Here is a 12,855-nt window from a genome sequence, read left to right on the forward strand (position 1 = left end):
GCCGTGGCCTTCGGCTGGCTTCCAGGTGCCGTGGCCGACATCGCGCACGGCGCGGCGACGACGATCCTTTTGATCGCCGTCACCACGCTTGCGGGCACGCTGCTCAGCATCCTCGGTGCCGCCGGGCGGCGAAGCGGCCCCGCGCTGCTGCGCCGGGCCATCGGCTGGTATGTCGAGGTGATGCGCAACACGCCGTTCCTGGTGCAGCTGTTCTTCATCTTCTTCGGCCTGCCTAGCCTCGGCATCAGGCTCGATCCGATCCTGGCCGCCATGCTGGCGATGACGCTCAACATGGCCGCCTACACGATCGAGATCGTCGGCGCCGGCCTTGACGCGGTGCCGCACGGGCAGACGGAAGCGGCCCTGGCGCTTGGGCTGAGGCCGCGCCAGGTGTTCATCAAGATCGTGCTGCCGCAGGCGCTCAAGATCATCTATCCCGCGCTGACCAGCCAGATCGTCATCATGATGCTGGAATCAGCCGTGGTGTCGCAGATCGCGGTGCGCGAGCTCACCTATGAGGCCGACATGCTGCAGGCGCGCACTTTCCGTTCTTTCGAGACGTATTTCGTCGTCACGCTGGTCTATCTCTTGATGTCGATGGCCTTGCGGCGGCTGCTGGTTGCAGGCGGCCGCCGCGCGCTCGGAGCTGGCGTGTCATGATCGAATTCACCCTCTGGGACATCGTGCGCAACCTTCTGCTTGCCGCGCGCTGGACGGTGCTTTTGTCGCTGGCCGCCTTCGTCGGCGGCGCGCTGGTCGGAATGGCGGTGCTGTTCCTGAGGATCGCCAAGAATAAATGGAGCCGACGCTTCGCCTCCGGTTACATCGCCTTGTTCCAGGGGACGCCGCTCTTGATGCAGCTGTTCCTCATGTTCTTCGGCCTGCCGATGCTTGGCCTGCGCATCGAGCCGTGGACGGCGGCGGTGCTCGGCCTCACCTTCTTCGCCAGCGCCTATCTGGCCGAAATCTGGCGCTCTGGCGTCGATGCGCTGCCATTGGGCCAATGGGATGCCGGCGCCAGCCTCGGCCTGCACTATCTGCAGGAGCTCAGGCTGATCATCCTGCCGCAGGCGTTCGCGATCACCCGCGCGCCGACGGTCGGTTTCCTGGTGCAGCTGATCAAGTCGACCGCGCTGACCTCGATCATCGGCTTCGAGGAGCTGGTGCGAACCTCAAACGCCATCAACAACGCCACCTTCGAACCGTTCAAGGTCTATGGGCTGGTGGCGCTGATCTTCTTCGCCCTATGCTTTCCGCTGACGCAGTATGCGCGACGGCTCGAACAACGAGCGGCGGCTCGATGAGCCGAGAGCATGTTGCGCTGGCCAACATCGACGGCGGCCGCAAACTCCCGGTGCCTAGCGTTCGAACGCCTCTTGAAGGTCATTTGATCTGCTGGATGCTCAGCTTTCGACCGACGAGGACCCTTGCCCCTCGCCATTTCCAAATCCTCACGGACGAACGCGGATGATCGTCTTCCCAGTGCGTCGCCCGATAGGGTTGAAGGCGGCGACGGCATCGTTGAGGGTCGAAACGTTGCCGATGTTCGTCCGCAGTCGTCCGTCCCGCACCCGCTGGACGATCTCCCTCAGTTGGCCACGATCGGACTCGACAACGAAGTCGACCGCCAGGCCGTCGGCAGGCCGCGCCTCTGTCGATCCGACGACGGACACCAGTGTTCCTCCGGCTCGAATCAGGCCGGCGGACCGCTTCCCGATTTCCCCGCCGATCACATCGAACACGAGAGCGACTTCGCCCACGTCTTCGAGGGCGTCGTTCTCGAGGTCGACGAACTCATTCGCGCCAAATTCGAGCACCGTCTGACGGTCGGCGGCGCGTCCGGTGCCGATGACGTAGGCGCCCGCCTCTCGTGCAAGTTGCGTCACCATCGACCCGACCGCGCCGGCCGCACCGTGCGCGAGGACGCTCTGCCCCGCCTGAAGCCGGCCATGCTGGAAGAGTCCCTGCCACGCGGTGAGACCCGAGATCGGCAGGCTTGCGCCCACCGTGAAGTCGACGGCGCCCGGCAGCGGCGCGAGGTTGCGTGCTTCCATGGCTACATACTCCGCGAGCGTGCCGTCGCGATGCCAGTCGGCGAGGCCGAATACTCTCTGACCTACCGACAGTCCCGTTGTGCCGTACCCGAGTGCGATGACAACTCCGGCCAGCTCGTGCCCAAGGATCGACGGTGTTCGGTCAAGGCCGCGGCGGTCGGTCCAGGTCGAGGGCCATGCCAGCTCGGTCGGGACGAATCCCGAAGCATGAACCTGAACGACGACATCGTTTATCGCTGGCTGCGGCTCAGGCCGCTCCACCAGCTTCATCCCGGCCGTTCCCGCAGCCTGGTCCGTCACCACAATTGCCTTCATGATAATTCTCCTCGGTCATTTGTCTCTTGGTGGAAACGTTTGCCGCTTGGGAACCGTTCAATATCTCATGCCAGGGCCTTCTCTAGCGGGCGTCCGTGGGCCGATCTGAAGGCGCCATTTGATGAGTCACAATGTTGGGACGAACGGCCGCCGGGTCGGCGGCCGTCTTGCGTTCAATGTCCGAACGCGCCTGACGGCACGATGCGGTCGCGGCGCAGCCAGCGGGCAAGAAGCAGCGCTGCCACCACGGCCAGCCCCGAAGACAGGCCGATCCAGATGCCGACGCCGTGGAAGCCGAAATGGAAGGCGAGCAGCACGCCGAGCGGCAGGCCGACACCCCAATAGCCGATCGCGGCATAGATCATCGGGACCTTGGTGTCGTGCAGGCCGCGCAGCATGCCGGCGGCAACCGCCTGCGCGCCGTCGAAGACCTGGAACAGGGCGGCGAAAACCAGGAACGAAACGGCTAGCGCGATCACCCTGGCATTGGCGGGATTGCCAAGGTCGATGAAGGCGCTGATCAGGAGATGCGGCCAAAGCACCATCACCAGCCCCATCAGCGCCATGAAGGAAACGCCGATGACGAAGGCGGTCCAGCCGGCACGCGACACACCTTCGGGATTGCCGGCGCCATGGGCAAGCCCGACCCGCACTGTCACCGCCTGGTTGAGGCCGAGCGGCACCATGAAGGAAATCGAGGCGATCTGGATGGCGATGGCGTGCGCGGCCAGCGAATCCGCGTCGATCAGGCCCATCAGCAGGGCGGCGGCATTGAAGATCGTCACCTCGAAGGCAAGGATGCCGGCGATCGGCAGGCCGAGCCGCAGCAGGCCCTTGAAGCGCGGCCAGTCGGATCGCCAGAAGCGGCCGAACAGGTGATAGCGCCGGAATTTTTTCTCCCACATCACCACGACAGCCATGCCGGCGAACATCAGCGTTGAGGACAGCGAGGTCGCAAGGCCCGAGCCGGCGATGCCCATGGCCGGAACACCGAGATTGCCGAACATGAACACCCAGTTGGCGAACACGTTGAAGGCCACGGCGACGAAGACGATGACCAGCGCCCAGCCCGGCCGCTCCAGCGCCGAGATGAACGAGCGCAGCACGATGTAGCCGTAGAAGGGCAGCACCGCCCACTCCAGCCAGCGCAGGTAAATGCCGGCCTGACGCGCCAGCGCCGGCTCCTGGCCCATGGCCAGCAGGATGGCCTCGCCGTGCCACAGCACGAGCCAGATCGGGACCGAGATCAGGATCGCCAACCACAGGCCCTGGCGCACGGTGCGGCGCAGGTCACGTACGGAATAGCGGCGGCGGCCAAGCTCGGTGGCGATCATCGGCGAGGTCGCCAGCATCAGGCCGAGGCCGAAGATCAGCGGCATGAAATACAGGTTGGCGCCGAGCGCGCCGCTGGCCAGCGTGTCCGCGCCGAGGCGGCCCATCATCATGACGTCAGTGGCGGTCATCGCCGTCTGGCCGAGATTGGTCAGCACCATCGGCCAGGCCAGCGCCAGCGTCGCCCTGATTTCCTGACGCCAAAGATTTTCCGGCGCGCGAGCGCCGGCTTCGATCGCGGACATTGTCCTGCTCTTTCAAGGTTGCGGCGCGTCGGCAAAGAGCCGGAAGCCGCATTGCAAACGGCAAAACCTTCGGTTTCGCGGCGTTTGCGCCGTCTCTTGAACGAAATGCGACATGAAGGCAAGGGAGGGGCGCGAGAACAGATTGAGCCAGCGCCATTGCCGGGAGGCGTCGCCTCGTTCCCTTGCCGGCCCGGGCTGCTCCGGATTAAAACGTCGGCGGCGGGCGAATATGGGAAGCAGGATGGCGTTCAGACGCAGAAAGAACACGGCGGCGATCCCGCGCACGGCGCCTTCCTTCGAGCATATCGTCACCGAGGCGAGCGACAGTTTCCTGTGGCGGCTGGACGACTATCCCTGGGAGCGCAACGTCTGGAACTTCCATCCGGAATACGAGATCCACCTGCTGCGGAAATCCTCCGGCGTGGTCCTGGTCGGCGACCATATTGGCGAGTTCGGGCCGGGCTACCTCACCATCGTCGGTGGCGGCCTGCCGCATGACTGGGTCACCGCGGTGCAGCCAGGCGAGTTGATCGAGGGTCGCGACATCGTGCTGCAATTCGATGCCGAGCGGCTGCGAGGATCGGCTGACATGCTGCCGGAATTGCGCGAACTGGAGCCGTTCCTGGAACGGTCTCTGCGCGGCATGGTCTTCCACGGCGGGACCGCGCTTGAAGGCGCCGCGCTGATGGAGCGGATGGGTACGGTGCATGGGCTGGCCCGGTTCTGCCTGTTCCTCGAACTGGTCGACCTGCTGGCCCGGACCGATGAGTATGAGCTGTTGTCGTCACCGAACTTCCAGCCGGTTCTCGATGCCGCCTCGCTCGACATCATCCAGCGCACGCTGACCTATCTGTTCCAGCATTTCGCCGAGGATCTGAAGCTGCCTGACGTGGCCGAGCTGGCCGGCATGAGCGAAAGCACCTTCTCGCGGTTCTTCCAGAAGAACACCGGCAATTCCTTCAGCGACCATCTTGCCAAGCTCAGGCTGTGGCAGGCGTGCAAGCTCCTGGCTGATACCGATGTGCCGATCACCGACATCTGTTTCCAGGTCGGCTACATGAACATATCCAACTTCAACCGCGCCTTCCTGCGCAAGCACAAGATGACGCCGTCATCCTATCGCAAGCTGTCGCGGCAGCGTCTGGCGATGCGCGCATAAGCGCATCCTGAATCACCCTTTTGGACCAGATCGATACTCGTGTGACGCGTCCCCTATATGGGCGCCGATTTTTGCGCTGCACAATGCATAAAAGTACAGGTCGGCTGCAACGGGGCTTCTAGCTTGCCCCATCGCAACTGCGCATTTTGGCGACGGGTGGCATGTCGTCCGGGCGATGGTGAGGATCGCGCAACCCGATGACCTGCGTTTCCTGCGACGTATTCCTGGAGGAGAAAAAGATCATGAAACCAGTTCGGCTCGCTGCCAGCCTTGGCGCAGCTTTCGTGCTTTCCGCTACCGTTTCAACCCTAGCCCTGGCGCAGGCGCCGGTCTGCTCGGCACCGGTCAAGGTGCTGGCGCAGCCACGCGACGGCCTGACGCTTCTGGAGGACTCAAAGGCCGAGTTCGAGAAGCTCTCCGGCGCGAGCTTCAAGATCGATTATCTCAATGAGAACGATCGCCGCGCCAAGTCGCGCGCGGACGCGTCCACAGTGGGCAACTACAACGTCTACTATGTCGATGAAGCAAATGTGGCGCTTTTCGCCTCGTCGAAGTGGATCGTGCCGCTGACCGATTTTTATCCGGCCGACTACGACTATGCCGACTTCGACCCGGGCCGCCAGAAGGTCGCCACCTATGACGGCAAGGTCTGGTTCGCGCCGCTGACCGGCGGCGGCGACCTGATGGTCTACCGCAAGGACGTGCTGGAGGCCGCCGGCATCCAGCCGCCCAAGACGCTGGACGAGCTGATCGCCGACGTGCCGAAGCTGACCAATGCCGACAAGGGCATGTATGGCATCGCGTTGCGGGGCGCACGCGGCTCGGGCGCCAATGTCTGGCGCTGGATGCCGTTCTTCAAGGCCTATGGCGGCAAGTGGTTCGACGGCGACAAGCCGGCCTTCAATTCCGAGGCCGCGGTCAAGGCGACCGAGACCTATTTGAAGCTGTTCAAGGATTCGGCACCCGGCACGCAGACCGGCAGCTGGGACGAATCGACCGGCGCCTTCCTGTCGGGCCAGGTCGCGATCCTCGTCGAATCGACGCCGCTTTCGGGCATGGCGGTCGATCCGAAAACCTCGCAAGTGGTCGGCAAGATCGGCTTCCTGCCGCCGCCCTCGCCACTTCCCGGCGGCGGCTACGGTCATGGCCTCGCCATCGCGGCAAAAGCCAATGCCGACGACGCTTCGAAGAAATGCGCCGGCCTGTTCATCGCCTGGGCAACGTCGAAGGAAAACGAGAAGCGCCGGCTCGACGCCCACCAGTTCGGTGAGCTGAACCGCACCAGCATCCTGTCCAGCAAGGAGTTCGCCGATATCTACGGCGCCGATCTCGGCCAGGCGCTTGCCGAAACAGGCAAGGTGACGGCCGTGAACTTCTGGCAGGATCCACGCTGGCCGGATCTCGGCGACCGCTGGGGCATCATCCTCGAGGAATTGATCGCCGGCACGCGCACCGACGTCAAGGGCAGCCTCAACGAGCTCGAGGCCTATGCCAATGAGCTGGTGAAGAAGTAGGTCCCTCCCTCTTGCGGCGCGCGGTTCGCGGCAGTCTCGGGACCGCCGGAATCTGTGCGTCGCATGAGGGCCTGCCCGTCATGTCCAGATATCAGAGACACAGCAAGGCCTGAGACCAATGCCTCGACGTTCATCCCTGCCGGTCACCTTTGTCGTGCCGACGCTGGTCATTCTGCTGATCCTGTCGATGGTGCCGACGCTCTACGCGATCATCATCGCCCTGCAGAACCGCGAGCTGAGCTCGACGGCCTATTCCTGGGTCTGGTTCTCGAACTTCTTTGATCTATTCTCCGACCGCCGCTTCCTCAACGCCGTCTGGGTGTCGGTGAAGTGGGAGGTGGTCACCGTCGTGGCAACGATGGTGGTGGCGATCGGGCTCGGCGTGCTGATGTTCGAGGCCGCCTCGCCGCGCCTGCGCAATCTCTACTGCCTGCTGTTCATCATCCCGGTGCTGCTGCCGCGCGTCTCGGCCGCTTTCGTCTGGAAGTTCGCCTACCATCCCCTCTACGGCATCGCCACCTATCCCTACCGGCTCATTACCGGCGGCTTGATCTTCGACCCGCTGTCCAAGCCCGCGACGGCGCTGTTCGCCGTCGCCTCGGTCGATGTCTGGCAGTGGGGCCTGTTCTTCGCCGTCATCGTGCTCAAGCTGCTGGAGACGTTGCCGCCGCAGCCGATCGAGGCGGCCCGACTCGACCACGCCCGGCGCTGGCAGATCCACGCCTACGTCACCTTGCCGATGCTGAAGGCGCCGCTGATCAGCCTGATGTTCGTCAAGATGATCGAGTCGCTGCGCTCCTTCGACCTGATCTATGTGATGACCCGCGGCGGCCCCGGCGTGGCAACCGAAACGCTCGACATGTACGCCTTCTCGCAAGGCTTCATCGAGTCCGGCAAGGTCTCCTACGCCTCGGCGATGGCCGTGCTGATGATGATCGCCACCGTCATCACCTTCACCATGCTGTGGAAGCGGGTGCAGGCATGAGGCCCGGCCGCATCATCGCCAAGGCCGTCCTGGCCTTCGCCGGATTTCTGGCCGTGTTCCCGCTGCTGTGGACTGCGCTCAATTCGCTGAAGAACAGCGTCGACATCATCACCCGCGTTCCGCGCGTCGTGTTCACGCCGACGCTAGCCAATATCAGCTATATCCTTGGCCGCGACAGCGTCATCACCGGCCTCTACAATTCGGTCGTCGCCTGCGGCACGGCCGTGCTGATCGGCGTCGTGCTTGGCCTGCCCGCGGCCTACGCGGTGGCGCGCTATCCCAACCGCTGGGCCGGCGACATCCAGTTCTTCGTGCTGTCGCTGCGTTTCCTGCCGCCGGTGGCGGTGGCGATCCCGCTGATGGTGATCTGGTTGCAACTCGGCCTCTACGACACTTTGCCGGCTTTGATCGTCACCTACTCCCTGCTGACCATCTCGGTGATCATGTGGCTGGCCATTCCAGCCTTCCAAGCCGTGCCGAAGGAAATCGAGGAAGCCGCCTTCGTTGACGGTTACGGCGCTTACGCGGTGTTCTGGCGGATCGCGCTGCCCGTGGCTGCCCGTTCGCTGATCGGCGCGATTGCCTTCAGCTTCGTGCTGGTCTGGAACGAGTTCCTGATCGCGCTGATGCTGTCGAGTTCCAATGCCAAGACCTTGCCGATCGTCGCCTCCGAACTCTCCCAGCAAGGCATGAACGTGCCGTGGGGGATTTTGAACGCCTCGGTCGTGCTCCTGTCGCTGCCGCCGCTGCTTTTCCTCGGCGTTCTCAGCGGTTTCCTGAATTCCGTTTTCCGGCAAAAAAAGACTTGAAGTGAGGACGACCCGATGCGGGCTTTGGTACTTGAGAAAAAAGGCGAACTGTCGCTGCGCGAGATCGCGTTGCCGCTCGATGTCGGACCCGACGACGTCAGGATCGCCATCCACACGGTCGGCGTCTGCGGCAGCGACGTGCACTATTATACGCATGGCGCCATCGGCAGCTATGTCGTGCGGGCGCCGATGGTGCTCGGCCACGAAGCCGCCGGCACAATCGTCGAGGTCGGCGCCAATGTCAGGAGTCTGAAGGTCGGCGACCGCGTCTGCATGGAGCCCGGCGTGCCGAACCTGTCGTCGCGCGCGACAAAACTCGGCATCTACAATGTCGACCCGGACGTCACTTTCTGGGCGACGCCGCCGGTGCACGGCATTCTTGCTCCCTATGCCGTGCACCCGGCGGCTTTCACCTACAGGCTGCCCGACAATGTCTCCTTCGCCGAGGGCGCCATGGTCGAGCCCTTCGCCATCGGCATGCAGGCGGCGAGCCGTGCCCGCATCGTTCCAGGCGATGTCGCCGTCGTCGTCGGCTGCGGCCCGATCGGCATCATGATCGCGCTTGCCGCCCTTGCCGGCGGCTGTTCGAAAGTGCTGATTTCCGACTTTTCCGCGCCCAAGCTGAAGATCGCAGCGCAATATGCCGGCATCGTGCCGGTCAATATCGACGAGCAGTCGCTGGTCGACGCCGTCGCGGCGGCGACCAACAATTGGGGCGCCGACATCGTCTTCGAGGCGAGCGGGAGCCCCAAGGCCTTCGCCGACCTGTTCGATGTCGTGCGGCCAGGTGGCGCGGTGGTGCTGGTCGGGCTGCCGGTGGAGCCGGTGACCCTCAACGTACCGGCGGCGATCTCGAAGGAAGTGCGCATCGAGACGGTGTTCCGCTACGCCAACATCTTCGACCGCGCCCTGCAGCTCATCGCCTCCGGCAAGGTCGACCTCAAGCCGCTGATCACCGGCACCTATGATTTCGCCGACAGCATCAAGGCGTTCGAACGGGCCGCCGAAGGCAAGCCGCAGGACGTGAAGCTGCAGATCCTGCTTACAGGCGAAAAGGGCTGACCATGTCCGCGATCGTTTGCTCCCACGTCGACAAGGCCTACGGCGCCACCACGGTCATCCGCGATCTCAACCTCAGCATTGAAGAGCACGAATTCGTCGTGTTCCTAGGCCCGTCCGGCTGCGGCAAGTCGACCTTGCTCAGGATGCTGGCGGGTCTGGAGGACATCAGCGGCGGCGAGGTCTCGATCGGCGGCAAGGTGGTCAACGACCTCGATCCGGGGGATCGCGGCATCGCCATGGTGTTCCAGAACTACGCGCTCTATCCGCACATGACGATCTTCGACAACATCGCCTTCGGGCTGCGGCGCCAGAAGGTGCCGGCGGCCGAGATCCGCAAGCGGGTCGAAGCGGTGTCGGGGACGCTGGGGCTCGACCCCTATCTCGGCCGCAAACCGGCCGAACTTTCCGGCGGCCAGCAGCAGCGCGTGGCGATCGCCCGGGCCATGATCAAGACGCCCAAGGTGTTCCTGTTCGACGAGCCGTTGTCCAATCTCGACGCCAAATTGCGCAACCACATGCGCGTCGAGATCGCGCGGCTGCACCAGTCGCTGAAGACCACCACCGTCTATGTCACCCACGACCAGCTGGAGGCGATGACGCTTGCCGACCGCATCGTGCTGCTCAAGGACGGCGTCATCGAGCAGATCGGCTCGCCAGCGGAAATCTACCGGCGGCCGGGCAATATTTTCGTGGCCGGCTTCATCGGCACGCCGAACATGAATTTTGCCGATGTGACGGTCGCCCGCGCCGGCAACGGCTGGACGCTGACCGGCGCCGGAACGGTGCTTTCGATAGACGGGGCGGGTTTTCATCTCCAGCCGGGCGATCGCGCCGTGCTGGGCATCCGCCCGCCGGACCTGAAGACGGCCGGCGCCGGCGCCGTCGGCATATTGCAAGGCACTGCTGATCTCATCGAATTCCATGGCAATGACGCGCTGGTGACCTTCGGCTCCGGCGGCAAGGAGATCAGCGCACTGGTTCCGGCACGCGAATGCCCGGTGCTGCATGCGCCCGTCCGCTATACGTTCGAGGAGGAAGCGATCCACCTGTTCGACGCGACATCGGGCGCGTCCCTGCGCAAGCAATAGAGCGCCAAACCTACCGGATGGCGTCGAGCACCTGCCGCTGCCGGTGCATCTCCAGGAAAATGCGGTAGTCGCGATCGAAGCGGGCGCCAGCCGCCGGGTTGGCGGCGCGTGTCTTGCCGCCCTGCTGCATGGCAAGGCAGGCGGCGTTGAGGTCGGGGAACAGCCCGGCGGCGGTCGCCGCCACCATGCCGGTGCCGAGCAGCACCGCCTCGTCGGCCAGCGGCTCGACCACCGTACAGCCGGTGGCGTCGGCATAGAGCTCCATCAAGAGCGGGTTCTTGGTGTGGCCGCCGGTGACGTGCAGCGTGTCGATCAGGTAGCCGTTCTCGTTCAGCGCCTCCAGCACATGGCGCACGCCGAGCGCGATGCCGACGGCGGTGCGCCAGTAGAGCTTGCACAGGCTGTCGAAAGAGGAATCCAGCGTCAGCCCGCTGACGACGCCGACGGCGTGCGGGTCGGCCAGCGGCGAGCGGTTGCCGTGGAAATCCGGCAGCACATGCAGCCGCGCGGCAAGGTTCTCGCCCTCGGCGGCGCGCAGTTCGGCGACGCGCCCGGCAATCCTGGCATGCATGGCCGCGTTCGGCTCGCCGCCGGCGCCGTGCCAGCGGATGATGTGGTCGAGCAGCGCCCCGGTCGCCGACTGGCCGCCTTCCGACAGCCACAGCTTCGGCAGCGCGGCGCCGTAGTAAGGGCCCCAGACACCGGCGAAAGGCTGCGGGTCGGGCGACATCGCCATGACGCAGGAGGATGTGCCGGCGATCAGCGCCAGATGGCGGCCGATATTCTGGTCGTCGCCGGCAAAGCCGCCGAGCACGCCAAGCGCCCCGGCATAGGCGTCGATGACGCCTGCGCCGACGCGGCAGTTTTCGGTCAAGCCGAGTTCCGCCGCTGCCTGCGCCGTCAACGGACCGATATCGGCGCCGACCGGGCTTGCCTTTTCGGGCAGATTGCCATGGTCAAAAAGATCGTCGAGGCGGACGAGTTCGAAGAAATCGCGCTGCCATGCGGTGTCCTGGTGCGCCAGATAAGTCCATTTCGCTGTCAGTGTGCATTGCGAGCGGGCCAGCGAGCCCGTTGCCTGCCATGTCAGGAAATCGGCCAGGTCGAACAGGTAGCCGGCTTCATTCCATGTCTTCGGTAGATTACGCTTCAGCCACATCAGCTTCGGCGTCGCCATCTCGGGCGACATGACGCCGCCGATATAATTCAGCACCTCGTGGCCGCTCGCCGTGCATTCGTCGGCTTCGGCGATGGCGCGGTGATCGAGCCAGACAATGGTGTCCCAGCGCTTGTCGCCGGTCGTCGACACACTGAGCTGGCCGCCTTGCCTGTCCCGCACGACCAGAGAACAGGTGGCATCGAAGGAAATACCGGCAATATCCCCGGCGGCGACGCCGGCCTTTTCCCGCGCGGCACGCACGGCGGTGCAGACGGCGGACCAGATATCGCGCGAATCATGCTCGGCATGATCCGGCTTCGGCTGGTTCATGGCGATCGGCCGCTCGGCGCGGCCGAGCAAGGTGCCACTGGCGTCGAGAATGCCCGCGCGAGCGCTCCCGGTGCCGACATCGACCGCGCAGACAAACTGTTTCGTCAAGATGCTCTAACTCTCGCTCCCAGGCCTGCAATCAGATCGGGCAATTGCAGCATGTCAGCGAATATAAAGTCCGGTTCGGTCGACGCAAGCCGCGCTTTCAATGCCGGATTGCCAGCGTGCGCGCCACCGGTAAAGGCAAGCACGCGCATGCCTGCCGCGCGTGCGGCGGCGACACCGGCCGGGCTGTCCTCGATGACGAGACACCTGCGCGGATGGGCTCGCATGGTGGCGGCGGCGTGGAGGAAAAGGTCGGGCGCCGGCTTTCCCTTGGCAACCATGGCCGCGCTGAACAGATGCGGCTCCATCAGCGTCAGCAGACCGGTGATGTCGAGCGCGTAACGAATGCGTTCCAGCGTGCCGGAAGAGGCGACGCAGTACGGCAGGCCGAGCTTCGGCAGCATCTCCTTGACGCCGGGGATCGGCATCAGCTCCTCGCGAAACTTTCGCATGAGGTCGACGCGCATGGCGGTGAGATGCTGGTCGGTGATCTCCAGGCCGAAGTCGCGGCTGAGGATCTCGCGCACGCTTTTCATGCTCTTGCCGAGGAAATGCTCGTAGGCAGCGTCCTCGCCGAGACTGCCGCCGGCGAGTTCGATCATGCCGAGCAGCGCCGAGACGGAGAGCGCCTCGCTATCGACCAGCACGCCGTCGCAGTCGAAGATGACCAGTTCAGGCGTCATGATGCCGGCTGGCTC

General features: G+C 64.5%; 12 protein-coding genes. 8 read left to right on the plus strand and 4 right to left on the minus strand.

Annotated elements, in window-relative coordinates:
• Positions 1-3 precede the first annotated feature (3 nt).
• Together LB554_RS08840 and LB554_RS08845 are read left to right on the plus strand one after the other, a co-directional pair.
• Positions 4-660 carry an amino acid ABC transporter permease gene (locus tag LB554_RS08840; protein WP_015314474.1) on the plus strand — a complete coding sequence of 219 codons (657 nt, stop codon included), beginning with the start codon at positions 4-6 and terminating at the stop codon, positions 658-660.
• The gene (locus LB554_RS08845) at positions 657-1,304 is read left to right on the plus strand and encodes an amino acid ABC transporter permease (RefSeq protein ID WP_224525224.1); all 648 of its coding nucleotides are present in this window, start codon (positions 657-659) and stop codon (positions 1,302-1,304) included. Before LB554_RS08840 ends, LB554_RS08845 begins: the two co-directional genes overlap by 4 nt.
• A gap of 147 nt (positions 1,305-1,451) precedes the next feature.
• Here the strand turns inward: LB554_RS08845 and LB554_RS08850 are convergent, their stop codons facing one another.
• Together LB554_RS08850 and LB554_RS08855 are read right to left on the minus strand one after the other, a co-directional pair.
• Positions 1,452-2,369, minus strand: coding sequence for an NADP-dependent oxidoreductase (locus LB554_RS08850; protein ID WP_224584154.1), 918 nt, complete (start codon positions 2,367-2,369; stop codon positions 1,452-1,454).
• A 173-nt stretch (positions 2,370-2,542) separates the two neighbouring features.
• Positions 2,543-3,946, minus strand: coding sequence for an MATE family efflux transporter (locus LB554_RS08855; protein ID WP_224525221.1), 1,404 nt, complete (start codon positions 3,944-3,946; stop codon positions 2,543-2,545).
• 241 nt (positions 3,947-4,187) lie between these two features.
• Here LB554_RS08855 and LB554_RS08860 point away from each other — a divergent pair, with 241 nt between their 5' ends.
• From LB554_RS08860 to LB554_RS08885, 6 genes are all read left to right on the plus strand, one after another.
• The gene (locus tag LB554_RS08860) at positions 4,188-5,105 is read left to right on the plus strand and encodes an AraC family transcriptional regulator (RefSeq protein WP_015314478.1); all 918 of its coding nucleotides are present in this window, start codon (positions 4,188-4,190) and stop codon (positions 5,103-5,105) included.
• A 242-nt stretch (positions 5,106-5,347) separates the two neighbouring features.
• The gene (locus tag LB554_RS08865; protein ID WP_140719264.1) at positions 5,348-6,619 is read left to right on the plus strand and encodes an ABC transporter substrate-binding protein; all 1,272 of its coding nucleotides are present in this window, start codon (positions 5,348-5,350) and stop codon (positions 6,617-6,619) included.
• A gap of 118 nt (positions 6,620-6,737) precedes the next feature.
• Complete coding sequence (locus LB554_RS08870) at positions 6,738-7,604, plus strand: carbohydrate ABC transporter permease (RefSeq protein WP_224584155.1); 867 nt, start codon at positions 6,738-6,740, stop codon at positions 7,602-7,604.
• The gene (locus LB554_RS08875; RefSeq protein WP_140824224.1) at positions 7,601-8,413 is read left to right on the plus strand and encodes a carbohydrate ABC transporter permease; all 813 of its coding nucleotides are present in this window, start codon (positions 7,601-7,603) and stop codon (positions 8,411-8,413) included. Before LB554_RS08870 ends, LB554_RS08875 begins: the two co-directional genes overlap by 4 nt.
• A 15-nt stretch (positions 8,414-8,428) precedes the next feature.
• Positions 8,429-9,475 carry an NAD(P)-dependent alcohol dehydrogenase gene (locus tag LB554_RS08880; protein ID WP_224584156.1) on the plus strand — a complete coding sequence of 349 codons (1,047 nt, stop codon included), beginning with the start codon at positions 8,429-8,431 and terminating at the stop codon, positions 9,473-9,475.
• 2 nt (positions 9,476-9,477) lie between these two features.
• Complete coding sequence (locus tag LB554_RS08885; protein ID WP_141905988.1) at positions 9,478-10,563, plus strand: ABC transporter ATP-binding protein; 1,086 nt, start codon at positions 9,478-9,480, stop codon at positions 10,561-10,563.
• A gap of 10 nt (positions 10,564-10,573) precedes the next feature.
• Here LB554_RS08885 and LB554_RS08890 read toward each other — a convergent pair whose 3' ends face one another.
• Both LB554_RS08890 and LB554_RS08895 read right to left on the minus strand, forming a co-directional pair.
• Positions 10,574-12,160 carry an FGGY-family carbohydrate kinase gene (locus LB554_RS08890; protein WP_224584157.1) on the minus strand — a complete coding sequence of 529 codons (1,587 nt, stop codon included), beginning with the start codon at positions 12,158-12,160 and terminating at the stop codon, positions 10,574-10,576.
• A complete protein-coding gene (locus LB554_RS08895; protein ID WP_141905986.1) occupies positions 12,157-12,840 on the minus strand; it encodes an HAD family hydrolase in 684 nt (227 codons plus the stop codon). Before LB554_RS08895 ends, LB554_RS08890 begins: the two co-directional genes overlap by 4 nt.
• Positions 12,841-12,855 lie beyond the last annotated feature (15 nt).

The organism is Mesorhizobium sp. CO1-1-11, from assembly GCF_020164995.1.
GTDB lineage: Bacteria > Pseudomonadota > Alphaproteobacteria > Rhizobiales > Rhizobiaceae > Mesorhizobium > Mesorhizobium australicum.

What these genes read in the sequence shown, in the direction of transcription:
- LB554_RS08895 (WP_141905986.1), bottom strand. Translation starts at nt 12,840, where the DNA reads ATGACGCCTGAACTGGTCATCTTCGACTGCGACGGCGTGCTGGTCGAT.
- LB554_RS08860 (WP_015314478.1), top strand. Translation starts at nt 4,188, where the DNA reads ATGGCGTTCAGACGCAGAAAGAACACGGCGGCGATCCCGCGCACGGCG.
- LB554_RS08845 (WP_224525224.1), top strand. Translation starts at nt 657, where the DNA reads ATGATCGAATTCACCCTCTGGGACATCGTGCGCAACCTTCTGCTTGCC.
- LB554_RS08870 (WP_224584155.1), top strand. Translation starts at nt 6,738, where the DNA reads ATGCCTCGACGTTCATCCCTGCCGGTCACCTTTGTCGTGCCGACGCTG.
- LB554_RS08850 (WP_224584154.1), bottom strand. Translation starts at nt 2,369, where the DNA reads ATGAAGGCAATTGTGGTGACGGACCAGGCTGCGGGAACGGCCGGGATG.
- LB554_RS08880 (WP_224584156.1), top strand. Translation starts at nt 8,429, where the DNA reads ATGCGGGCTTTGGTACTTGAGAAAAAAGGCGAACTGTCGCTGCGCGAG.
- LB554_RS08865 (WP_140719264.1), top strand. Translation starts at nt 5,348, where the DNA reads ATGAAACCAGTTCGGCTCGCTGCCAGCCTTGGCGCAGCTTTCGTGCTT.
- LB554_RS08855 (WP_224525221.1), bottom strand. Translation starts at nt 3,946, where the DNA reads ATGTCCGCGATCGAAGCCGGCGCTCGCGCGCCGGAAAATCTTTGGCGT.
- LB554_RS08875 (WP_140824224.1), top strand. Translation starts at nt 7,601, where the DNA reads ATGAGGCCCGGCCGCATCATCGCCAAGGCCGTCCTGGCCTTCGCCGGA.
- LB554_RS08885 (WP_141905988.1), top strand. Translation starts at nt 9,478, where the DNA reads ATGTCCGCGATCGTTTGCTCCCACGTCGACAAGGCCTACGGCGCCACC.